Below are 20,856 nucleotides of genomic sequence, written 5' to 3'. Positions count from 1 at the left end.
TTTGCGTTACCCAGTATCTTGTTTTCTCTGTTGAACACAATGGCGTTTGAAATATTTCTCTGAATGTGGAGGGTTCTACCTAATTCATCCTAGTGTTCATGTACACTATAAACACTAGGAGGTGTTCGTGGATATCATCGTTACTAATGCAAGTTCTGATCCGATTTACGCTCAGATTAAGAATCAGCTCAAGGCGGCAATAATCAACGATCAGGTAGCGCCCGGCGACAAGCTGCCGTCGATCCGGCGTTTGGCATCACAGCTTCGCGTGTCGGTGATTACTACCAAGCGCGCCTATGACGAGCTAGAGCTAGAGGGTTTCATTGATTCCGTACAGGGGCGAGGTAGCTTTGTTGCTTCTAAAAACACTGAATTGCTCAAGGAAGAGCAGCGTAAAAAAGTCGAAGACTATTTGAAATCCGCCCTCGCCTCGGCTCGGGTTGCTGGCTTGTCTGTTTCTGATCTGAAAGAGCTGATTGATTTATTAGGAGGATCCGATGAATGTGATTGAAATCAACGGACTAGTGAAAAAGTATCCAGGTTTCACGCTCGGTCCGCTTAACCTTGAAGTTCCCCAGGGGGCAATTGTGGGTTTCGTGGGCGAGAACGGTGCTGGTAAATCCACAACGCTGCGTTTGATTTTAGGTCTTGCTCACCCCGAAGCCGGGACAATAAACCTTTTGGGGCAGCCTGCCGGTGCAGATCACCCACAAGCGCATGAACGAGTCGGGGTAGTATTTGACGATATTAGCCTGCCAGATAGTTTTACTGTTAAGAATGCTGGCGAGTTCGGCAAGCGCCTGTACAAGAGTTGGGATGGGCAAACATACGCTAGTTACCTGCAGCGTTTTCATCTTACTTCGTCTAAGCGAGTAGGTGAGCTCTCTCGAGGTATGCGGATGAAGCTGGGGCTAGCGATGGCGCTTTCCCATGCAGCGGATTTGCTGATTTTTGATGAGGCTACCAGTGGTTTGGATCCGGTGATTCGTGATGAGGTGCTTGATATTATGCTTGAATTTATCGAAGATCCGACCCACTCGATTCTGTTTTCGTCTCACATCGTTTCCGATATTGAAAAAGCCGCTGACTACGTGGCTTTCATCCGTGAGGGCAAGTTGAAGTTCATGGAACAAAAAGATGAACTCTTAGATTCTTGGCGAATCGTAGCGTTGACCAATGAGCAGGCAAACCAGCTTGATTCCAAGCAAGTATTAGGGCGTCGCCGTCATGATTTTGGTCAAGAAGTAATCGTCCGCACCGGGGCAGTTCCTGCTGGTGTGCAAGCTGGTAGACCGACGATTGAGGACATCATGGTCTACACGATTAAAGGAGAAGATCAGTGAGAGCTGCATTTTATAAAGACCTTATTGCCAATCGTACATATATAGCTGTTTTAGGTTTGGTGCTCGTTGCGATCAGCGCTGTGGGGATTTATGCAAACCAGTTGATTATCTTTCCGTTTATTTTTGGCATGATTGGGATGCTTTATTTTACGGCCACCTTTGCTCGTGATGCTGAATCCAAGGTGCACCGAACGATTCTTGCCGGACCTATCAGTAGAAACGAGCTCGTTAATCTAAATTTTCTGATTACACTCGCTCTTGGGGTAGTGGCTTTCGCGGTTACAGGTGTTCTTGCCTATTTAATGGTTGAGACCCCTTGGGAAAATACTGTTTTGGTGGCCAGTTTCGCCTTTGCGGTCACTCTGCTGTTGACCATTGTTCAGCTACCGCTGTTTTACAAATTTGGTCCGGAAAAAGCCAAGCTTTTTCTGGTCGCGGTATTCATCGTGGTATTCGCCGGATCATCCTTTATTGGTTCCAACAAACAAGCAATCTTCGAATGGGTAGCAAAAGCCTTAACCCTACCCCCACTCACAAACGCAGGAATACTACTGACCGTGACAATCGTCCTGACCGCAGTATCCCTATGGATAAGTCGAAAGATCATGGCAGGTAAAGAATTCTAAGTTATTAGAGACCAATTTTGCATCCAATGTTGACACCCTGCGTTCATTTCAAAGCCCCACCGTGATTTCTTTCCCGGTTCCAAAGATGAACCGGATCTGGTTTACGCCAATGATGGCGTAATCGATCAGGGCGTTCCATTGACAGGCCTGGAAATATTCGATGGGTTTGCCGGCTAGCTGGGATTGATTGGCGGGTAATCCAACGTTTTAACATTCGCGACTAGATGCCTGTAGGTTGCTTGTGATATCCTGATATTAATCGTTCAGCCCGCCTCGACTCCGGTCGGGAGTGGGCTGGATCTCTTTCTAATGCTTCTTAAGAGTAGGTGCATTGACCAAGCAGGTGAAACCAGCCGCAACCATTGAACAACATGTTGACTTGTTGCGCTCTCGCGGCATGAAAGTTGATGTCGCGTTGGCTCACCAATGGTTAGCCAACGTTAGTTACTATCGCCTGTCGGCTTATTGGTATCCAGCGCGCATCATGGAATCTAACGGGCGTCGTCGCGACAATTTTCTTCCCGGAACTACGTTTAAGGCTGCTGTTGATTTATACGAGGCAGATAGGAAGCTACGCACGCTTGTACATGACGGGATGGAACGTGTCGAGATAACGATGCGTACTCGTATAGGTGAAGCCTTGTGTATAGACGACCCCCTGGGCTATGCCGACCCTGATCATTTCAGGCCATCGTTCGACCATCAAAAATGGATGTCCACAGCTCATAGACGGATTTCTAGAGCTGGGCGAAACAATGAAGCCATCAAGCACTACCGGGACGAGTATGACGGGAAATATCCGTTCTGGGTGCTAGCAGAGGTACTCGATTTTGCTGATGTCTCCCTCCTCTTTGAAGGGTTACCGGCCAAGAAGCAACTTGAAATATCTGAAGGATTGAACATCAAGATCAATCTTGATGAGTTATCGAAGAATCAGCAGCGCAAAGCTATAACACAGCCCCCCTTGGTGCGGTGGATGGAACAATTAACTGTCATCCGTAATATTTGCGCCCATCATGGGCGATTATGGAACAAGTCTTTTGCCCCGGCACCCACCGCAGCGTTGCGTACCCAACCTGAATTCGCGCTACTCCCTGAAGGTCAAAGCCAGCAGGTTTTCGGCGCATTAACGGTGATGGCGTATTTACTTCGGGTCACCTCTCCCGGGACTTCCTGGCCCGACAAAGTCACACGGCACATCAAAAACTCGTTCCTGCCCAACCCACTGGTACGACCGGAAAGCCTAGGTATACCATCAACCTGGTTTCACTCGCTTTAGCCTTTACGCTAATAAACGCACTCGTACCCATCAGCGTCACATCCCTAGCGCTGGGACAGCTAATAGCGGCGAGATCCACCCGTGATGGTCTAAAGAGCCAGCACGATTCGCTGAATTGGCTCGGAAACTACAAAACTCCGCTCAATAGAGATGCTTACGCACACGTATTGGTTATCAAATCCGACGTTTAAGTCTCCACTTAGACGTCGGATTTGATAAGTACCCTTTTGTGTTAGCGAGTATCGCTTAGGGGGGTGAAAAATCGCTTGCGTTAGCGGGTTTGGGTTTTGCGTCACCCAGTATCGTGTTTTCCCTGTTCGGGTAGGGTTTTAGGGTTTAACTCGTTAACGGAGATGAAAAATGCGCCTCTCTGACTCGCAAATAACGCTGTTCTAGCGGTGTCGGTATGAGTTCTTTTTTAGCTCACCCTCAAGGCCAATCTTCAAACCAAAAGACGAATCAGCCATGAGCGTTTACCTTTCTTTCCGGTAACGACAGTTATGGGATAATCAGTGAACGAACACGTAAAAGGGGAAAGGGCGAATATGGGAAAGAGTAATGCGCGAGTGCGTAACCGGTTGATGTTGGTAGCCGTTGGGCTATTAATTGCAGCTATCTGTTTTGCTGTTTTCGGGTTCACGCACGTGATTTCTCCGGTCACCGCTATCGGAAATACTGCTGGTTTTCTGGTAACTAGCCTGGTCGTAGGTTTTTTCGCGCTGCGTAAATGAACGATGCCCAAAAAGTAGTGTTCTTGCACGGGTTGGGTGAAACCCGTGATGTTTGGAACCCGGTAATAAAACAACTGCCACAAACCGAGTGCATGTCTTTAGACGTTTTGAGAATGAAACCGCCGCTGGCTTGCTGGTCGCTTGAAGACGTATGTACCCGGATTGCTGACTCGCTAACCGAGCCAGTTCACTTGGTCGGGGTATCGTTGGGTGCAGTGATTGCTTTAAATATCGCGGTCACCCATCCAGATAAGGTGTCTTCACTGTTTGTTTCAGCTCCGCAAGCTAAACTCCCAAAAATGTTGATGAGTCTGCAAAAGACACTAATGCGAGTTTTACCAACAAAATGGGTCTGTCCGCCCCAGCTTAGCAAACCTGAGCTGCTGGGAGTGCTTGATAGTTTGAAAGATTTAGACCTCACTTCGCAGCTACCGGCTTTATCCATGCCCGTAACTGTGGTTTGCGGTAGTAAAGATAAAGCAAACCTTTCTGCAGCTCGCAAAATCTCAAGACTTATCCCCACGGCTCGCCTAGAGCTTATCCAAGGTGCAGGCCACCAGTGGCACGCCACCCATCCTCAGCTATTCGCCTGTTATCTCACGAAACATTTAGCCACTAAACCCCGGCAGGAATAATATCGTCAATAAACCAGATGCGTTTCGGTACGGCTCTGCCGGTTTCGATGTGCCAGCAGTCCACCAGATCTATTGGATCACCCATGGTGTTTCCTTTCTATTGGATCCTCGTATTGAGGGGTGATCTGTTTATCTCGGTTATTCTTGAGGGTAGGTGCGTGTGAACGAGGGGCGTGGTTGTGATGGCGCGTGGTAAAGCGGTAGAGCTTTTTCTGGTCGATGGAACCCCAGGTGGTATGGCTACTGCGGGGATAGCGGATTGGACGGGCATCCTCACCTCTGCACGCCGCGATCAACTTTCCCAGCTTTATAAGCGAGAGGAAGTCAATAGTGGAAGATTTCGTCGGCTTCTTTCTTCACGTTGATGTTCGTCGAAGAGGTAAGCCAGAAGTCGAGATGGAGGTTTCCTCTTCGTCCATACGCAATAGGGTGGGCTCAGTCTTCATATAGGCTGCGGATTCCTGGGAGAAGCCTGTGTACTGTGAAGAGTGATAGCTAGTTCATTGGCGGTGCCGTATTTGACGTAGTCGTACCAGTTGTTTGGGAAGCTCTGGATATAGTGGATCTTCTTGTATTTATTGGAAAATCGCAGGAAATAGAGGGAGAGGCCGAAAAGGGTCTGCTCTTAGCTGGATGCCTTGCGATTTTGGGAAATATTTTATGAGTATTGATGATTTCTCTTGTTCACGGGTTCGTTAGGCGTTTTCGCGAGGCAAGAGCGCTATCTCTAAACCAGCGAGTACGACTTCTATGATGATTTCAAAGTATTCCTGACTCATGCGGTCTTCATTTTTCGGGTTGGCTAGCGGAATTAAGTAGCCCTGGATGATATCAGCCAGCGTTGTGGAGCAGGCCGCTAGGGGCTGAAGTTGGGTAATCATTTGGCCTAGGTCGTGGCGCTGTTCCTGCTTGGTTGGGCTGCGCAAGTTGCGAGCAGTAATGCTCCACAGCATCGTGTTGATGATAATTGAGTATGCGATGTGAATGTACTTGCTAAAACCAGCGTCCCGTAGTTTTTCGTAAGCCACCTCCAAGATTGGTATAAACGCGGCGTCCATATGTCCATACATCAGTTTGTCGGTGACTCCGGGGAATTCAAGAAAGACGGGCCTGACATTTTCTGCTAGGGAGATGAACCAATCTTTCCATTCCAGCTGCTCGTCCGGTAGTTCGATGGTGCTAGTGATCTCGCCTATTACAGAAGCGGTAATGGCGTCACGGTTTTGGTAATGGTGGTAAATGACAGAGGGAACTACTCCCAGACGCTGCGCAAGGTCACGAATCGACCATTTTTCTAGACCGCACTCTCGGGTCAGTTCCATTGCGGTGTACATGATCTTTTCCTGCGTCAGCCAGGCGCGTCTACCCGTGTTTACCCGCTTGTCTTTATTTCCCACGAAAACAGCATACCCTCAACCTCGACAATACTAGAACATTGTTCTAGTATTGTTTCAGCTTGATCGGTAGCTCACTTTGGAAAGGATGTTTTAATGTGCGCCACTAATGAACGAAACGAGAAAGTCGAATCAAAAATAACGGGACTGTTTCCCCTGTTTTTGACGGTTTTACTGGCATATATGGGGCAGATGATTCTTAATCCAATTCTGGCTCCGCTATCGCGCGAAATCGGGTTGAAGGAATGGCATATTGGTGCCACCATTTCGTTAGCTGCCATAATGTTTTCTCTTACCTCCACCAGGTGGGGACGGGTCTCATTGCGATGGGGATCTCGGCGTATCTTGCTTATTGGCATGCTTGCCGGAATCCTGACTCTAGGCGGATTCGCTATGGTGGTGTGGCTAGGATTTAAGGGTCTGCTCACTGGCATAGCGTTGATCATAGGAGTAGTCATAACTAGGGGCGTGCTGTACGGCGGTGCCATCGCATCAGTTTCCCCAGCCGCGCAAACCTACGTTGTGACTCATACTTACAATGAGACGCAACGGGTAAAAGGTCTGGGAGTCTTGGGCGCTGCACAAGGATTCTCGTCTATTCTTGGAGCCTTATTGGGTGGCAGCCTTGCAGCTATAGGAGGTTTCATGATGCCCTTGCTGGTGATGCCTCTGGTCATGCTTTTGGGCGTTGTCGTTTTGCTGTTAACATTCAAACCCACAGGTGGCGAAGAAAAAGTCGCTCAACCGGCAAAAGTTTCCTATTTTGATTCAAGAGTATTCGTGTTCCTGGCTTGCGGTTTCCTAATGTTTACTGCTTTTTCTACCGTGGCTACACTTTTCGGCTTTTTACTGCAGGATGTTTTGAAGCTAGCGGCCGGCGCAACAGCAGGGCTCACCGCTTTGTGCATGTCAATAATGGGTGTGGTGATGATACTGGCGCAGGCCTTGGTGGCTCCAAGGTTAAACTGGGGTGCTAAAAAACTCTTTAGAAGAGGATTAATAATCGTTCTTCTCGGGTTACTACTCTTGGTTTATCCACTAAATCTTGGACTGTTCATCGTGGCCAGCATCTTGACAGGCTTTGGTCTAGGACTGGCGATGCCTGGCTACAACACGGCGCCTACTTTGCAAATGAAGCCCGAAGAGCAAGGTGGGCTGGCCGGGTTGATTAATGCTAACAATGGTGCAGCCTATGTAGTGGCACCGATAGCCTCCACTGCACTTTACGGACTCTCTCCGTGGCTACCAATGACATGTTGCACAGTCCTGATAGCTGCGGCAATTTTGCTGAGTTTTTACCATCCCGAGTTCCGCAAATAATCTCTTTATGATTAGAAGCAAAAACCATAAAAATTCCTGCTAAAGCGGTGTTGACTTCAGCAGAACTATGATGTCTAGTCGCTACGAGATTCAAACAAACTCAAACGTCTCAAAAACCCCATGCAAACACGGGGTCATTCAGCTCAATCGCTTGTAATGGTGTGTATATTCTTCTTGGTAATGACCCTGAAGCTATTGAGAACACGTGGTGCTATATAGGCAAGACAGAAAACTTTGTAGAGCGCTTGCGCGATCATGACAAAAAGAAGCCGCAGTGGGAAAAGGTCGTTATTATTGCTAGCTTGCAACGCTCTTTTAACGAGGGACATTGGGGTTATTTAGAAGCCCGTCTGGTGGAAATCGCTAAGAATGCTGAGCGCTGTTCTATGCCTGATAACAAGCAAACCCCTCGGGTTAGGAAGCTTTCTGAAGCGCAACGAGCATCAGCCGAGTCATTCTTAGATAATATGAAGCTGATTTTGCCGATCCTGGGAGTCAACGTTTTGCGTTCCCCAGAAAATACTGTGCAACCGGCTACCGCTCAGATAGCTTCTTCACCGGTTTTCCATCTGCGCAGACGTAGAGATGGTCTGAATGCCTCGATGCAGCTGATTGATGGCGAGTTTTTCCTCCTCAAGGGATCCATCGTGGTTGCTAGCTGGGAAACCAGTAAAGCCAGAAGCCGGGCAACGGTTAACTCCTATACGGCTATCGCTAGTCGTCACCAAAAGTTAGTTAGTGATGGGTCAATCCGCATAGAAAATAAGCGCGGCGTGGTCACCCGGGATATTGCTTTTACTTCTCCTTCTGCGACGGTTGCCATAGTGTTAGCTACTTCTGCCATTGCTAGAGCGGGTTAGGCTCGTGCGAAAATAGCTGTATGACTAAAATCGGAGCTTCGCATTTGCCTGTGTTAGGTGTAGGTCCGATATATGTTTCGGGTATTTTTACCGTCACGATTGCAGCGAGTCTTGTCCATTTTTTAGGCTGGATCGCAAACGGAACTATCGGAAATAGTTGGGTGCATAACCTCATGATTGCGGCGGGTCTGGTGGTGATGGTAGTTGCAGTAATCGTGTGGGTTTCAGCTGTTTTTGGCTCTCACATGGTCGAAAGCGTTAAAACTGGTCAGCTTATGACTAGCGGGATATACGCTTGGGTTAGGCATCCCATATATTCTTCCTTCCTGCTATTAAACTGCGGTCTGCTGCTCATACAAGTGAACTGGTGGCTACTAACCCTCCCGTTCATCTATTGGGTGGCGTTGACTGTTTTGATGAAACACACTGAAGAACGCTGGCTTGAAAATGAATTCGGGGATGAATACATCCAATACGCTGCCCGCGTTAATCGGATTTTTCCTTGGCCGCCCCAACGCCTCAACAAACCCCGAGAGTCATAAACTGATCCACTAGCGGGTGTTGCGGCGCAAGCGGCAAACAATGCTGCCGGCGGCCCCTAGCAAGCAAGCTAGAAGCGCGATTTGGCCAACCAAAGTCCCGGTCTGAGGCAAAGTGGAGATCTGGGTTACCTGAGTAGGCTCAGTTTTCTTCACTGGAGCAATTTTAGGGACTGGCTGCACAGTGGGGTGCTTACCAGAATGCTCTGTGGGCTTAACGGAAGGCTGGTTTCCAGGTTGGTTATCAGCGCATATGCGGATTTCCTGGTCGGTCATATTCCGCGATTGACTCTCAGTTTTTTCCTTCGCGTTTGCAGTATCTAAAACCCATTTATGTTTATTGCTATCCCATTTATGAGGGGTAGTGGTGATGGTCCTACTTTGGGATACCTTTCGATCGGCACAATTTTTAGCCCCCGGGTGATTGTTATCAGCCCACTTAGAAGTATCAACTTTAGCTTCCGGTTGCTCTGGGCGAGCATTAACATTAAGAATTCCTGCGGTAAATTCTAGTGAATATGCTCCGGCTACTGCGTCTTTAAGTTTTAAAGTTCCTTGCTTAATCGCAACCTTTCCCGCCGGGGTCTCTGCCCCGTAGTCAGCTCTGAGAGCACCGGTGAGTAAATCTTTGCTATGAGCCGCATCCACCTGGTAATCCAAGACTGGCAGTGGTTCGCCTTGCCATATCTGTGCCGGAGTTGCCGTTACTTTTACTTTTTCATTAGGACGAATTAGGTAGGTGGCATCATCTACGATTTTATCTTTAACTGAATCCAACATGGCAGAAACTGTTTGTCCGTCACCCGGGGTAGCGTTCAACACCGTGCCATCGTCAACATTGCGAATATGGTAAGGGCCGGCTATAAACTTAAACCAGCTAGAAATATTACGCTTTAAAGCAGCGCCTTTGATTCGTACACTTGTGCGCCCCTCAGTAGCGAAAACGTCTGCGACGGTCTCTACCTCAACCTGGCTAATATCCCAGCCAGATACGTCCAAATTTTCTATGCTGCTGGCTCCGGCAAACATGTTGTGCATATTGGTAACTTTGTTGGTCTTCCACTTTGACACATCTGGTTTCGCGGCAGTTGCTGCAGTAAAGACACCTTCCATGTTGGTGACTTGGCTGCTATCCCATTTGGCGACATCTGGGGTGGCAGCAGTAGCTCCGTTGAACATGTCGCTCAGGTCAGTTACCTGGTTGGTTTTCCAGGCTGATACATCCGGATTAGCTGCTTTCGCGTTCTGGAACATGCCACTCAGATTGGTTACATTTTCGGTGTTCCAGTTAGAGGTGTTCGGACTCGCGGCAATTGCTCCGTTAAACATGCCATGCATATCAGTGACTTGACTGGTATCCCAGTTTGATACATCCGGATTAGCTACTTTCGCACCCTGGAACATTCCATTCATTCTGGTGACTTTGCTGGTATTCCAGTTTGAAGTTTTGGGATTAGCTGCTTCCGTCGCGCTGAACATTACACTCATATTGGTGACCTTGCTGGTATTCCACTTTGCAGTATCGGGGTTTGCGGCTGGCGCTTTATAGAACATGGCGCTCATGTCGGTGACGTTTTCGGTGTTCCAGTTGGAAGTATTCGGGTTGGCGACCGCAGCCGTATGGAACATTCCGTTCGTAGTGGTGACCATGCTGGTATTCCACTTTGAAGTATCGGGATTAGCTGCTTTGGTGGCGCCGAACATGCCGCTCATACTGGTCACCTTGCTGGTATCCCAGTTAGAGGTATTCGGGTTCGCCAGCGTCGCCTTATAGAACATATAGCTCATCGTGGTGACTTTGCCGGTATTAATACCAGTATCCGGAAAGTCGATGCTGGCCTTGTCACAGTGGGAAAATAGGAAGCTGGAATCTTGTGGGAAATCTATGGTGGTGCCCGGATTAGGAATAAATTTTATTTCCACCGGCTGCGGTTCGGCTGGCTTGGCGTTGCCATTTGCATCTTTAACAGTTCCGCAGAATCTACTATTGGGCTCATTGTGGGTAGCCGGAGTTTTAGACATCCATTTGGCTCGATCTAGCTGACCATGGCCACTGACGGTCAGGATTTTGGCTGTCGGATCCCAGGAGGCAGTGAGGTTATCTCCTACACTGGTCGTTTCGGTATCTGCTGCATGGGCTACTGCAACTCCTAAAGAAGTTAAGAATAGGCTGGCGGCAGCAAAAATGGTGCCTGCAATAAACAGGTGACGAGAAGTAGTAGTTTCCCTATAATTTGATGTATGCCTCATGATTTCTCCCAAAAACCTTCAGTGAATTCATCAATGCCAAATCACTATAAAAACAATTGGCATTAATCTCTAGACTTTTTCCTTAAATATTGAAGTAATCGCCATTTCAACGACCTCTAACCCGAAAATACTTGCAAATAATTCCGTGTATGCTACCTACCTATTCCGAACTATTGTGCGGATATTTTCCATCCAGAGGCCGCTTGACGCTCATCCCAAAAATCTCGGTAAATCCCCTCGCAATTTACAAGTTCATTGTGGGTGCCAATCTGAGCCACTTGCCCCTGATTATCTAGAACCACAATCTGGTCAGCTCGAGTAATCGTGTTGAGTTTATGCGCGATCACCAACATGGTGGATTGGCGACGTAATACTTCAAAGGAGCGCAGCAGATTTGCTTCATTTTCGGCATCAAGAGCGCTGGTAGCTTCATCGAAGAGCACAATCGGAGCATTTTTTAAGATCGCGCGAGCAATCGAAACCCGTTGACGTTCACCTCCCGATAATGCGCAGCCACCTTCACCAACATGCGTATCCCAACCATCGGGAAGTCGCCTGACAATATCGTTGACCCCAGCTAACTCTGCCGCATGTAGGAGAGCCTCTTCGGTGGCCTTGGAGTTACCAATGCGGACATTTGCTTCCAAAGTGTCATCGAAAAGATAGACATCTTGGAAAACCATTGAAATTTGGCTCATTAAATCTTCAGTCGTTAGTTCTCTGACATCTCGACCTCCAACGAGTACTCCACCCGAGTTTACGTCCCAAAATCGACAAATTAAGCGGGCAATAGTGGTTTTACCTGCCCCCGAAGGGCCAACGAGTGCGGTCATAGTGTGGGGCGCAACGGTGAAGCTGACCTTGTTGAGCACCTGTTTATCTCTCCCATAAGCAAAATCAACCTCTCGAAGCTCAACTTGATGGGGTAGGGATTGGGGTAGCGAGGTCTCCGGCTCGGGCAGAGGGTGCGCATCTAGCACTTCGTTAATAGTCGCCATTGTCGGGCCAACCGACAGTAGCCCGGTTCGACAATCAGAAATCGTAGAAAGGTAATGAGTGATTTCCAGGCTTATCCCAATAACCGCCACCACTGCCAAGGGAGCAAGACTTCCAGTAAAAGCAAGATGAACACTGGAAATAATCATTACAACGCAAATTGTTTGCGCGGCAATGCCGCCGAGAAAATTTCCGATACATTCTACCCATAGTCGGCGAGCGGATCGGCGGCGATTTTCTGCTAAAGCCGTGGCCATTTGGGGGTAAGTCGTCTGGTCACATGCGCGGAGCATGGCTTGACAGGTAGAAAATTCTACGATCCGATCAGCTAGTTCAGTAGCCGCCGGTGCCGCGTAAGCGCTGGCAGCACTATCAAGATAAGTTAATGCCCACATCAGTATCAGGTAACAGATTAGGCATAACGCAAAAATTGAGCCCAGGGCGGGATACCACCAGAGCAGACCAGCAAGCAACGTCAACAAAGTGACGGTTGCGGCGGACATTTCCGTGAGCAAATGGGCACTCAGGTTTCCGAGCTCATTGACAGTAGCGGCCCCGAGGCGAGACAAACGCCCGGTAGTATCGGTGGAGAACCATCCCAAGGGCAGTTTTGCCAACTGATCCCCAACGCGGCGATGGACAGAGCGCATCACCGAAAAAGCACCTTCGTAGGAGAACCTATCTCGTATGTAGATACTGATTGCCCCGATAATCGCCGTTACCAGCAGGGTTACAATCCAGGTGTTAGCGTTATTAGCAGTTTCTTCTTGCCTGCTAGCCCAGGTGTTTGCGAGCTGAATCAGTGCAAGTAAGCCTACCCCCTGCGCAATGCCGCTGATGATCCGAGCTGTCCAGCTGATACTTCTGCTGTGATTTTGAGAGTTGGCGCTGAGTCGAAAATTTGTTCGAATTATGTCGATAGCTCCCATTGACTTATCCATTTTAGTTTCGTTCTCCTTCGGTGAGCTCAACATTGGATGCCGACCACAGGCGGCGGTAGAGTTCTATATTTTGTAGCTTCTGGTGATCACCGCAGGCCACCAGCTGCCCTTTATCAAGTAGGACGATTTGATCGACGTTTTTGACTGAATCGGGACGGTGATCAATGACCAGAACAGTACGTCCGGCCATTAGATGGTTAATAGCTTTTTGGATTTGTGCTTCACATTCCGGATCTACCATGGCTGCTGCCTCATCCAATATGAGTATCGGCGCATCCAATAGTAGGGTTCTGGCGATGGCAATCCGCTGAGCTTGCCCTCCCGATAGCTTCAGATCTTCCCCGACAACGGTGTCATATCCTTTAGGTAGTGCCATGATTTCGTCATGAATCTGTGCCTGGCGAGCAGCGTTAATAATCTCGGCTTCATCTGCATCGTGTCGCCCGATAGAAATATTGTCGCGGATGGAAGCCCGCAAGAGTTGCGCATCTTGCAGGACGAACCCCAGGTGACGGTAGAGATCGGTTCTACTCAGGTCTTTAAGGTTGACTCCACCGATTAGTACTGTGCCTGTATCGGGATCCAGGAAGCGGGCGGCCAATTTGGCCAGGGTGGTTTTTCCGGCCCCTGATGGTCCCATGAGTGCGGTTACTGTACCGGGCGCACAACGTAAAGAGATATTATCCAAAGCTAGGGTATGGTCATAGCTGAGCGATACATTTTCAAATTCGATGCTTGCGTCTTGGGGTAAATGCAGTGACTGATCAGGGCAGGCGAGGGGCTTTACCCTAAGAAGATCAAGAATCCTTTTGGCCGCGGCACCCGCTAACTGGTAATTCCAAGCAAGCTGGGTTACCAGGTTAATTGATGAGGGCAATGCGATGGCAATTAAACAACCGGCAACTACTTCTACCGGACTAACCCAATGCTTGGAGACGAACCAGGGGCCGACAATACCAAATAAGAGAACTATCAATGGGGTAGAGGTGAGGGCGGCGGTCAGGGAAGCCGCATGCACCATTGGACGATTCCATTCCTCCATATAGTCACAGGCTTCATTAGCGCTGTGGGCATATTTGCGGTGTGCTTTTCCGGTGATCCCAAAAGTCTTAACCACCTGGATGCCTTTCACGAACTCCACCATTGCGGAGGAAACCTGATCAAGTTTTGCATCAAGTTCTAAGGATTTATCGCTCATTCCCCGCATCATCACCGCGTAGGCAATGATGTAAATCGGCACCGTAACAATTACTAAAAGTCCGAGTCTTAAATCAATAGTGAAGGTATAACCCGCGCAAAATATGGGCACTAGGGTAGCGATCAGTGAATCTACGGGGCGGTGTGCTACTAGCACATGTAGATTCTTTACATCGTCTTGCAGCACTTTACGCACATGCCCAGAAGTGTTATCGCTAAACCAAGTTAAAGGAGCTTGCCCCAGAAAACGAATAATCTTTTGCTGAATACTTGCAGATAGACGATTATCTGCAATATGGGTAACTAACAAGCCCACAAAATAGGCGAGCAGCCCTCCACAAAATGTTCCGATTAACACCTGTACCCAAAATATGATGACGCTTTGGTTGGGGGATACGCCATTGCCTAATGAGGTTAGGAGTTCGTTGCCGATCCCCACTAGAGCAACGAAAGGAAACACTCGCAAAATAGCGGATATAACCGCCATTACTTGCCCAACTCGCAGCGCCAATTGTACGGGCGCTAAAAGTTCTCGTAATGCGGCTTTACCTTGTTTGCTGGTCAGCTTGATATTTGCCGCTGCATCTTTTGCCGGTTCGCTAACTTGGTGATCTGTCACTTGGCTTCCTCTTTCCATGTTTCTCTTGGTCAGGCGCGGTAAGTTGCACGTTTATTTCGTTATCGAGAGGCCGGAGCAATAACTGGTAATCGGCCACTTCATTGATGAACTCCAAGTCGTGACTAATGATCAGGATGGCTTTGTTCTTAGCGGCTAGTGAGCGAATCTGGGAACTAATCGACAGTAGGTGCCGGTAGTCAACCCCCGAGGTGGGTTCATCGAATACGTAAAGCTCTGCCTGGCTCGCCAGGGCGTTGGCAATCACGAGACGTTGTTTTTGTCCCCCGGAAAGAGTCAGCGGGTGGCGTTCAGATAATCCTTGCAACCCCAGATCGCCTAGAAGCGCCTGCACCTGCTCTTCGCTGAGATTGTCATTTCCTAGTACGACCTCTGCCGCTACTGTTTCGGCAAATAGCTGCCGGTTCACATCTTGCATTACTAGCACGCTGCGTCTTTGTCTGTCTGCCGCCCGGCAGGATTTGCCGCTAAAACTAATATCGCTGCCTCCCTCCGGGTGAGCTAACCCGATGAGGGTGCGCGCGAGAGTAGTTTTGCCTGCTCCGTTTGGGCCGACTAGCGCAACTACCTTTCCCTTCGGTAAACATAGGGAAGGAATATTGAGGACGCGGTGTTTGCCGTAACTGAACCTTAAATTTTTTACGCTGATACCGTCTGCTTGCTGATCGGGAGTGGCTCTAACGCAAATTTTTGGTTTTTCCAGGGTGCGCAACCCCAACTCTTTACGCTGTTTAGAAGACAAACTAAAAAACTCGTCCGCAGTAAACATATGCTGGATTCGTCCTGCAGCCATGATTGCGACTTGATCTGCGAGACCTTTTAGGGGGTAAACGCGGTGCTCTGCTACTACTAGGGTCCAGCCGGCGCTTTTTAATCTTTGTAAGACTTTGCTGAATGCGGAGATTGCTTCGGGGGAAAGGTTAGAGGTGGGCTCGTCTAAAAGCAGGATTTGCTGCGGTCCGGCTACTGCTGCTGCGCAAGCAACTAGCTGTAATTCACCTCCGGAGAGCTTACGTAACTCTTTGCCTAGCAGTCGCTGAATGCCCCAGGTGTTTACAGCTTCCGCGATCCGGTTAGCGGTTGTTTGGGGGGTATCTCCGGCATTTTCGCTCGCGAATGCTAACTCTTCTAGTACATTTGCTGTAAAAAATTGGGAACGGGGATTTTGGAAAACTGTCCCGGCGGTACGCCCTAATTGTTGGATATCTGTTTGCGCGGTATCGAGACCGGCAAGGAGGGTGCGTCCGCTGAGATTACCTTTATAAAGTTCGGGTATTAAACCGTTCAGAAGTTTTAATAGGGTTGACTTGCCTGCTCCGGAAGGACCGGTGATTAAGGTACAGGATCCTGTAGGGAAATCGAGGTTGATATCGCTTACTGCGCTAACGTGAGCTGATGAGGTTTCTTCATCCGGGTTGAACTGGTAATCGAAGGAGACATGGTCGATTAAGGTTCTCATTTGAATCCGCCCGAGAGTATAGCTAGATGGTCTGAGTAGGGGATGAGAGCTATCAGGGCGATTAGCGTCAGTATCCAGAGGGCGTCCAGTCGGTTGAATCGAAGCTGTTTCAAAGTGCTTGGGCAAATAGTGGATCCTAAACCGCGCACCATGCCGGCGGCGGTCATTTCATCAGCGGTTCGGGCGCAGGATGCCAGTAAGGGAACTAAAACCATTTCTAGAAAATGGAGGGGATGTAAGAGGGCGCGCCATCCCATTTGTAATCCCCGCAGGGACATTGCTTCTCTTACTGCGCGGTATTCCCGAAATACTGTCGGTATGAATCGTAATAGCACTACCAGGGGAACGGTTATAGCTATCGGTATGCGTAAACTGCGAAGACCGGCTACGAGTTCTCCGGGGACGATAGTTTTAATCGCGTAACCTGCCAGACCGCCAACAGTGCAAATCCTTATCATCCAGTAGCCTAAAACCATTAGGAACGCGGTGAGGGCGCTTGGCCAGATTCTGGGGAAAAGATAGATGCAAGCGACCCAGGTTCCTTCCACGGCGAGGAAACCTAGCGCCCATGAATAGCAGCGTGACAATAGTAAAGCCAAGAGCGCAATACCGGCTACCAGGAAAGTGATCGCTATGGGTAGTCGCGACATTACCAGGGCATTTAATACGAATATAACCAGTATTACGGTGCGCGGATCTGGCCGGGAGTGGCGTTGGTTGGCTGCTAAGATTTCAGCGCTGGTGACCTGATCCTGGTGATAGCTTGCTGCTGATCCGGGGGCGCTAGTTTGGCATTGAAGGCTCATTACTTTGCGATGCCAGCTTTACGGAAGTGCCGAGCCATTAGAGAATTTCCGAAGACTCCGCCGATAAGCCCGAGAATGAAAACTCCCACGCCCCAGGCCACAATCATCCATGGTGACAAGAACCAGCGTAATGAATCGGCGTAGGCGGTTCCCATAGAGTCGGCAATATTTTTGTAGTAGCCCTGAGCATCAATGAATACGGGGAACCAGGGCACCACGTACCAAATGGACATGACGGCGTATCCAAGCACTCGAAAAACCGCGGAGTTTTTAGCGAAGAGGAAGTCTGCGGCTAGTCCCAGTAAAGGTGCAAGTAGGGCAACAATCCAGGGGTGCCCATTAATTACCATTAAAATCCCCACTAATAAGCCCATTAATGCCAGGGCGCCGATCTTTGGTACCCGGGATTTAAATAGCATGACTACGGCGCCGTTAGCGATAAGTCCTAAGGCATAGCCCACGAACATCATTGCTGGATTAATAATGCCTAGCATTGTGGTGCCGAAAACTAGCACAAAATAAATTGCGGTGAATACGCCAATGTTGATGAAGTCGCGAGTTTTCATGCGATATATCCCTTCTAATATTTAATTAGGTAAGCCTTGCCTAACAAAAGACTAGCGTGAGTGCCTCCTATTTGGTCAAGTAATGTCGGGGTAATCTAGCCGACACATAGGCGGGAGAAAAGGGAGAGCTAAGAAACTAGCTAGCCCACAGAGGGCTCGCCTATTAGCGGATTTACTAGCCCATACTGCAGCGTCCCAGGTTTTGTTCCTATTTATTCCAGGCAGGACTTAAATCCAGGTTTGCTTCAAAAGTTTCGGGTATCCTAAATTTAATGTTCTACTACACGAAATTTTAGGAGTAATAAATATGGATAACATTGCCAAGATCCTCAACGATGCCGGGCTGGAAAATCCCGCAGTAGCTGAGTATGTAGCGCACTGGGCCGGAATTACCGAACCCGCTGCCATCGAAGTCATTTCCGCAAAGGATGACGACCGACTCATCGCCGAAGGCCTAGCCACCGGTGAAATCGCACCTGCGGGTGATGGACTCTACTACTCCCGCTCCTACTACAAGGACACGGCGCGCAGCGAGGAGCGCACCGTCGTCGCCACCCACAATCCGCAAGAAGCCGGAATTTATAACAACTGGCACGACGCCACGGAAGTAACTGCCCGGCAGTTGGAAAGCATGAAGGGCGCCTCCCGGAGTAAAACAATGTACGTGGTGCCCTACCTGATGGCACCGCCGAAATCGCCGCTAGAAAAGTGGGCTCGCGGGGTGGAACTTACCGACAACCTCACCGTGGTTCTTCACATGATCCGCATGGCCCGGGTTGGCGTAGAACACCTGAACAATTTGGAAAATCCGGGACAATTCGTGCGCGCAGTGCACGTGACCGGCGACCTGAAGAACTTGGGGCAGGGTACCGATAAGGATAAGCGCCTGTTTGCCACGGTGGCCGACGAACGCACAATTTTGCACTTCGGTTCCTCCTACGGTGGCAACGCGCTGCTCGGCAAGATCGCCCACGGTCTGCGCCAAGCTTCTTACGACGGCTGGGTCTCCGGGGAATTCCTTTCCGAACAGTTCATGCTGATCGGGATTAAGGATAAGCTCAAGGATCACACCTACTACGTGTGCGGCGGCTTCCCCTCAGCTTCCGGTAAAACCAACCTCGCTATGATGCTAGCCCCGGACGCCTTGGGTGACCGCTACGAAGTTTACTTCTACGGCGATGACATCGTGTGGCTGCACGTTGGCGAAGACGGCAAGATTTACGGCATGAATCCCGAATACGGCGCGTTCGGCGTGGCAAAGGACACCAACTGGCAGTCTAATCCCACCGCCATGGACGCCATCAAAGAAGGTTCTAAGACGCTCTTCACCAACGTCGCCTACAACCCCGAAACCCAAGAGCTGTGGTGGGAAGGTAAGACCCCGGATTACCCCGAAGATGTTACTGGCTGGCGGGATTGGAAGGGCGAAAAGATTTCCGACCGCCCGGCCGATCGACAGCGCTGCGAGGCCAAGGGTGACGAGTGGGCACATCCCAATTCCCGCTTCACCACGTCTTTGGCTAACGTGCCCAACGTGGCTCCCGATTACGAAGAACCGCAAGGGGTGCCAATTGACGCCATCATCTTTGGCGGGCGAGTAAAGGACCGGGAGCCGCTTATCCGGGCAATCACCGACCTAACCGAGGGCGTTTACGACGGTTTGACCCTGGGCGCCCAAGCCACTTTCGCGGCTGAAGGCAAGGAGGGTGTGCTGCGTTACGATCCGATGTCGATGCGCCCCTTCATGTCCTACCCCGAAGGGGACTACGCGGCCCACTGGTTGAAAATAATTGGCTCCGCGAAGGAACAGCCCATTTTTGCGCACGTGAACTGGTTCCAGCGCGATCCGGAAGACGGCCACTTCCTCTGGCCTGGCTACCGTGACAACCTGCGGGCACTGCTTTGGCTGCTAGATGTTAAGGAAGGGCGCGCTGAGGGCGTGCTAACACCGGTAGGTATTTTGCCGAAGAAGGAAGAGTTGAATCTGGATGGTTTCGAAGGTGACGACGCCGATCTGGATAAGCTTCTTTCCATCGACACCGATCTGTGGAAGAAGGAGATGGGCTACCGCCGCGAACACCTTGCACAGTTCAAGAATCTACCTGAGCAGATCTGGGCCGCGCACGAGCGCATAGAGCAGGCGTTTAACGCTTAATTGGCCTCCTGGTTTTGCACTAGCGACGGGTGGATTTTCTCTAGGCGGGTTAATTCCAGCGGGTAGCTATGGCTCCTGTTGGGATTAACCCGCCACTTTGGGTATTAACCCCGATCTTGTTGCTTCTATCAACCTAGTGTTGGCAGATTGCGTGACGGGTATCTCCCAGGTTAGCGCGGTAATAGCCCGTAGGCCGGAAATGAAATAAGAAGAGAGCCTAGCAGCGCTTGCGTCCGCTAGACACCCTCTAAGACATGATGGGAGACCTTGTTCCCACCTTCTGCACCTTCTACTTTAACGCAGCACTCGTAGTAGATTTGAGATCCCTAAATCCCCTGCAGGATTACGCGATAGATGAGCGTTTTCTGCATCGCGCTACGTTCGGTAACCGGAAGCCCAGAAGACGTCGGCTCAAATATAAACGGATAGGACGAGTTCATCTGGTGGTTTTTAACGTCGCGCGGTTTGGGGCGTAGCCAGTTTCTAAGACCCATGATTTTTCCCTTCTGCTCATGAAAAAATGAGTGCATGCAAAGGTGGAAAAGACGCGGCACGTGGGCGCGACTTGGCGCGCTTTTCGCCTGCTATCTTTTACTGCCGGCTTTCGCTACAACCGCCATCGGATTAGTCAATCCCTCCGATTTAGGAATGATGGCGTTTATCCTGCTGCTTTTCATAGCGTTTCCGCTAATCACCGTCGCGCTAGCCGCCTGGGACGGAATCTGGGAAGGGTTCACCGTTTTGTGGACGTTCCTGCCGCTTCTATTTTTCATCGCGCCCATGCTCATCTTTTACAACGAATCCGCGCTGATTTACGGGGTCGCCTATTCACTGCTAGCAGTAACAGCTAACAAGATCGGCAGCTTGTTTTACTCAAAATCTTACACCACCAACAGTCCCCGCGAATCGTAGACCGTGCCGCTACTTGGGTTATCGCCACTACAATAAGGTTTGCGGAGGCCGCTAGCCCGGTTTTTGCTAGAGGCCGCAGCGGGTTAGGGCAGCTACAGGCGGGGAGCGAGGCGGTTAAACTTTTCTAGCTGTTTCGCGCTGCAGTACATCTGTATTCGGTAGCCCTCGGAAAATTCCATTTTCCCTAGTAGGGGTCGACAGACGAGGGCA

The 20,856-nt window shown here is 49.8% G+C and carries 20 protein-coding genes; 12 read left to right on the top strand and 8 right to left on the bottom strand.

All coding sequences use genetic code 11. The annotated features are described in order from the left end of the window. Positions 1 to 127 precede the first annotated feature (127 nt). From KO216_RS05700 to KO216_RS05670, 7 genes are all read left to right on the top strand, one after another. Complete coding sequence (locus KO216_RS05700) at positions 128 to 511, top strand: GntR family transcriptional regulator (protein WP_215523308.1); 384 nt, start codon at positions 128 to 130, stop codon at positions 509 to 511. Then, a complete protein-coding gene (locus tag KO216_RS05695; RefSeq protein ID WP_215523307.1) occupies positions 498 to 1,343 on the top strand; it encodes an ABC transporter ATP-binding protein in 846 nt (281 codons plus the stop codon). Before KO216_RS05700 ends, KO216_RS05695 begins: the two co-directional genes overlap by 14 nt. Then, positions 1,340 to 1,969 (top strand): ABC-2 transporter permease, encoded by a 630-nt coding sequence (locus KO216_RS05690; protein ID WP_251451910.1) that lies wholly within the window; start codon positions 1,340 to 1,342, stop codon positions 1,967 to 1,969. The genes KO216_RS05695 and KO216_RS05690 overlap by 4 nt, the downstream gene beginning before the upstream one ends. Positions 1,970 to 2,300: 331 nt before the next feature. Further along, entirely contained in the window at positions 2,301 to 3,248 is a 948-nt protein-coding gene (locus KO216_RS05685; RefSeq protein ID WP_251451907.1) for an Abi family protein, read from the top strand. Positions 3,249 to 3,793: 545 nt separating this feature from the next. Next, positions 3,794 to 3,979: a sodium:proton antiporter gene (locus tag KO216_RS05680; RefSeq protein WP_215523306.1), complete on the top strand. Its 186-nt coding sequence runs from the start codon at positions 3,794 to 3,796 to the stop codon at positions 3,977 to 3,979. Beyond that, on the top strand, positions 3,976 to 4,614 hold the full coding sequence (locus KO216_RS05675; protein WP_215523305.1) for an alpha/beta fold hydrolase: 639 nt from the start codon (positions 3,976 to 3,978) through the stop codon (positions 4,612 to 4,614). The genes KO216_RS05680 and KO216_RS05675 overlap by 4 nt, the downstream gene beginning before the upstream one ends. A gap of 182 nt (positions 4,615 to 4,796) precedes the next feature. Next, positions 4,797 to 4,979, top strand: coding sequence for a hypothetical protein (locus KO216_RS05670; RefSeq protein ID WP_215523304.1), 183 nt, complete (start codon positions 4,797 to 4,799; stop codon positions 4,977 to 4,979). Positions 4,980 to 5,309: 330 nt separating this feature from the next. Here KO216_RS05670 and KO216_RS05665 read toward each other — a convergent pair whose 3' ends face one another. Beyond that, a complete protein-coding gene (locus tag KO216_RS05665) occupies positions 5,310 to 6,011 on the bottom strand; it encodes a TetR/AcrR family transcriptional regulator (RefSeq protein WP_215523303.1) in 702 nt (233 codons plus the stop codon). 93 nt (positions 6,012 to 6,104) lie between these two features. Between KO216_RS05665 and KO216_RS05660 the strand changes: the two genes are divergently transcribed. The 3 genes from KO216_RS05660 (at position 6,105) to KO216_RS05650 (ending at position 8,730) form a co-directional block, all read left to right on the top strand. After that, positions 6,105 to 7,328: an MFS transporter gene (locus KO216_RS05660; RefSeq protein ID WP_215523302.1), complete on the top strand. Its 1,224-nt coding sequence runs from the start codon at positions 6,105 to 6,107 to the stop codon at positions 7,326 to 7,328. Positions 7,329 to 7,489: 161 nt separating this feature from the next. Continuing rightward, positions 7,490 to 8,188: a GIY-YIG nuclease family protein gene (locus tag KO216_RS05655; protein ID WP_215523301.1), complete on the top strand. Its 699-nt coding sequence runs from the start codon at positions 7,490 to 7,492 to the stop codon at positions 8,186 to 8,188. Positions 8,189 to 8,208: 20 nt separating this feature from the next. Beyond that, the gene (locus tag KO216_RS05650; RefSeq protein ID WP_215523300.1) at positions 8,209 to 8,730 is read left to right on the top strand and encodes a methyltransferase family protein; all 522 of its coding nucleotides are present in this window, start codon (positions 8,209 to 8,211) and stop codon (positions 8,728 to 8,730) included. A 9-nt stretch (positions 8,731 to 8,739) separates the two neighbouring features. On the opposite strand, the gene KO216_RS05645 is transcribed toward KO216_RS05650, so the two are convergent. From KO216_RS05645 to KO216_RS05620, 6 genes are all read right to left on the bottom strand, one after another. Further along, positions 8,740 to 10,977, bottom strand: a complete 2,238-nt coding sequence (locus tag KO216_RS05645) for a BspA family leucine-rich repeat surface protein (RefSeq protein ID WP_215523299.1) — start codon at positions 10,975 to 10,977, stop codon at positions 8,740 to 8,742. Positions 10,978 to 11,147: 170 nt separating this feature from the next. Next, complete coding sequence (locus tag KO216_RS05640) at positions 11,148 to 12,914, bottom strand: ABC transporter ATP-binding protein (protein WP_251451904.1); 1,767 nt, start codon at positions 12,912 to 12,914, stop codon at positions 11,148 to 11,150. Between the two features lies 1 nt (position 12,915). After that, positions 12,916 to 14,730 carry an ABC transporter ATP-binding protein gene (locus tag KO216_RS05635; RefSeq protein ID WP_251451901.1) on the bottom strand — a complete coding sequence of 605 codons (1,815 nt, stop codon included), beginning with the start codon at positions 14,728 to 14,730 and terminating at the stop codon, positions 12,916 to 12,918. Continuing rightward, entirely contained in the window at positions 14,711 to 16,207 is a 1,497-nt protein-coding gene (locus tag KO216_RS05630) for an ABC transporter ATP-binding protein (protein ID WP_215523297.1), read from the bottom strand. Before KO216_RS05630 ends, KO216_RS05635 begins: the two co-directional genes overlap by 20 nt. Then, entirely contained in the window at positions 16,204 to 17,013 is an 810-nt protein-coding gene (locus tag KO216_RS05625; protein ID WP_215523296.1) for an energy-coupling factor transporter transmembrane component T, read from the bottom strand. Before KO216_RS05625 ends, KO216_RS05630 begins: the two co-directional genes overlap by 4 nt. Next, on the bottom strand, positions 17,013 to 17,579 hold the full coding sequence (locus tag KO216_RS05620; RefSeq protein ID WP_215523295.1) for an MptD family putative ECF transporter S component: 567 nt from the start codon (positions 17,577 to 17,579) through the stop codon (positions 17,013 to 17,015). Before KO216_RS05620 ends, KO216_RS05625 begins: the two co-directional genes overlap by 1 nt. 307 nt (positions 17,580 to 17,886) lie before the next feature. Here KO216_RS05620 and KO216_RS05615 point away from each other — a divergent pair, with 307 nt between their 5' ends. Beyond that, the gene (locus tag KO216_RS05615; protein ID WP_215523294.1) at positions 17,887 to 19,734 is read left to right on the top strand and encodes a phosphoenolpyruvate carboxykinase (GTP); all 1,848 of its coding nucleotides are present in this window, start codon (positions 17,887 to 17,889) and stop codon (positions 19,732 to 19,734) included. Between the two features lie 326 nt (positions 19,735 to 20,060). On the opposite strand, the gene KO216_RS05610 is transcribed toward KO216_RS05615, so the two are convergent. Continuing rightward, the gene (locus KO216_RS05610) at positions 20,061 to 20,228 is read right to left on the bottom strand and encodes a hypothetical protein (protein ID WP_215523293.1); all 168 of its coding nucleotides are present in this window, start codon (positions 20,226 to 20,228) and stop codon (positions 20,061 to 20,063) included. 34 nt (positions 20,229 to 20,262) lie between these two features. Here KO216_RS05610 and KO216_RS05605 point away from each other — a divergent pair, with 34 nt between their 5' ends. Next, complete coding sequence (locus tag KO216_RS05605; RefSeq protein ID WP_251451898.1) at positions 20,263 to 20,646, top strand: hypothetical protein; 384 nt, start codon at positions 20,263 to 20,265, stop codon at positions 20,644 to 20,646. The last annotated feature ends 210 nt before the right edge of the window (positions 20,647 to 20,856 follow it).

The organism is Varibaculum prostatecancerukia, assembly GCF_943169825.2.
Lineage (GTDB): Bacteria > Actinomycetota > Actinomycetes > Actinomycetales > Actinomycetaceae > Varibaculum > Varibaculum prostatecancerukia.
This window is presented reverse-complemented; position numbering and strand designations above follow the sequence as displayed.

What these genes read in the sequence shown, in the direction of transcription:
- KO216_RS05675 (WP_215523305.1), top strand. Translation starts at nt 3,976, where the DNA reads ATGAACGATGCCCAAAAAGTAGTGTTCTTGCACGGGTTGGGTGAAACC.
- KO216_RS05620 (WP_215523295.1), bottom strand. Translation starts at nt 17,579, where the DNA reads ATGAAAACTCGCGACTTCATCAACATTGGCGTATTCACCGCAATTTAT.
- KO216_RS05650 (WP_215523300.1), top strand. Translation starts at nt 8,209, where the DNA reads ATGACTAAAATCGGAGCTTCGCATTTGCCTGTGTTAGGTGTAGGTCCG.
- KO216_RS05670 (WP_215523304.1), top strand. Translation starts at nt 4,797, where the DNA reads ATGGCGCGTGGTAAAGCGGTAGAGCTTTTTCTGGTCGATGGAACCCCA.
- KO216_RS05645 (WP_215523299.1), bottom strand. Translation starts at nt 10,977, where the DNA reads ATGAGGCATACATCAAATTATAGGGAAACTACTACTTCTCGTCACCTG.
- KO216_RS05660 (WP_215523302.1), top strand. Translation starts at nt 6,105, where the DNA reads ATGTGCGCCACTAATGAACGAAACGAGAAAGTCGAATCAAAAATAACG.
- KO216_RS05630 (WP_215523297.1), bottom strand. Translation starts at nt 16,207, where the DNA reads ATGAGAACCTTAATCGACCATGTCTCCTTCGATTACCAGTTCAACCCG.
- KO216_RS05680 (WP_215523306.1), top strand. Translation starts at nt 3,794, where the DNA reads ATGGGAAAGAGTAATGCGCGAGTGCGTAACCGGTTGATGTTGGTAGCC.
- KO216_RS05605 (WP_251451898.1), top strand. Translation starts at nt 20,263, where the DNA reads ATGCAAAGGTGGAAAAGACGCGGCACGTGGGCGCGACTTGGCGCGCTT.
- KO216_RS05695 (WP_215523307.1), top strand. Translation starts at nt 498, where the DNA reads ATGAATGTGATTGAAATCAACGGACTAGTGAAAAAGTATCCAGGTTTC.
- KO216_RS05610 (WP_215523293.1), bottom strand. Translation starts at nt 20,228, where the DNA reads ATGGGTCTTAGAAACTGGCTACGCCCCAAACCGCGCGACGTTAAAAAC.
- KO216_RS05615 (WP_215523294.1), top strand. Translation starts at nt 17,887, where the DNA reads ATGGATAACATTGCCAAGATCCTCAACGATGCCGGGCTGGAAAATCCC.
- KO216_RS05625 (WP_215523296.1), bottom strand. Translation starts at nt 17,013, where the DNA reads ATGAGCCTTCAATGCCAAACTAGCGCCCCCGGATCAGCAGCAAGCTAT.
- KO216_RS05640 (WP_251451904.1), bottom strand. Translation starts at nt 12,914, where the DNA reads ATGGATAAGTCAATGGGAGCTATCGACATAATTCGAACAAATTTTCGA.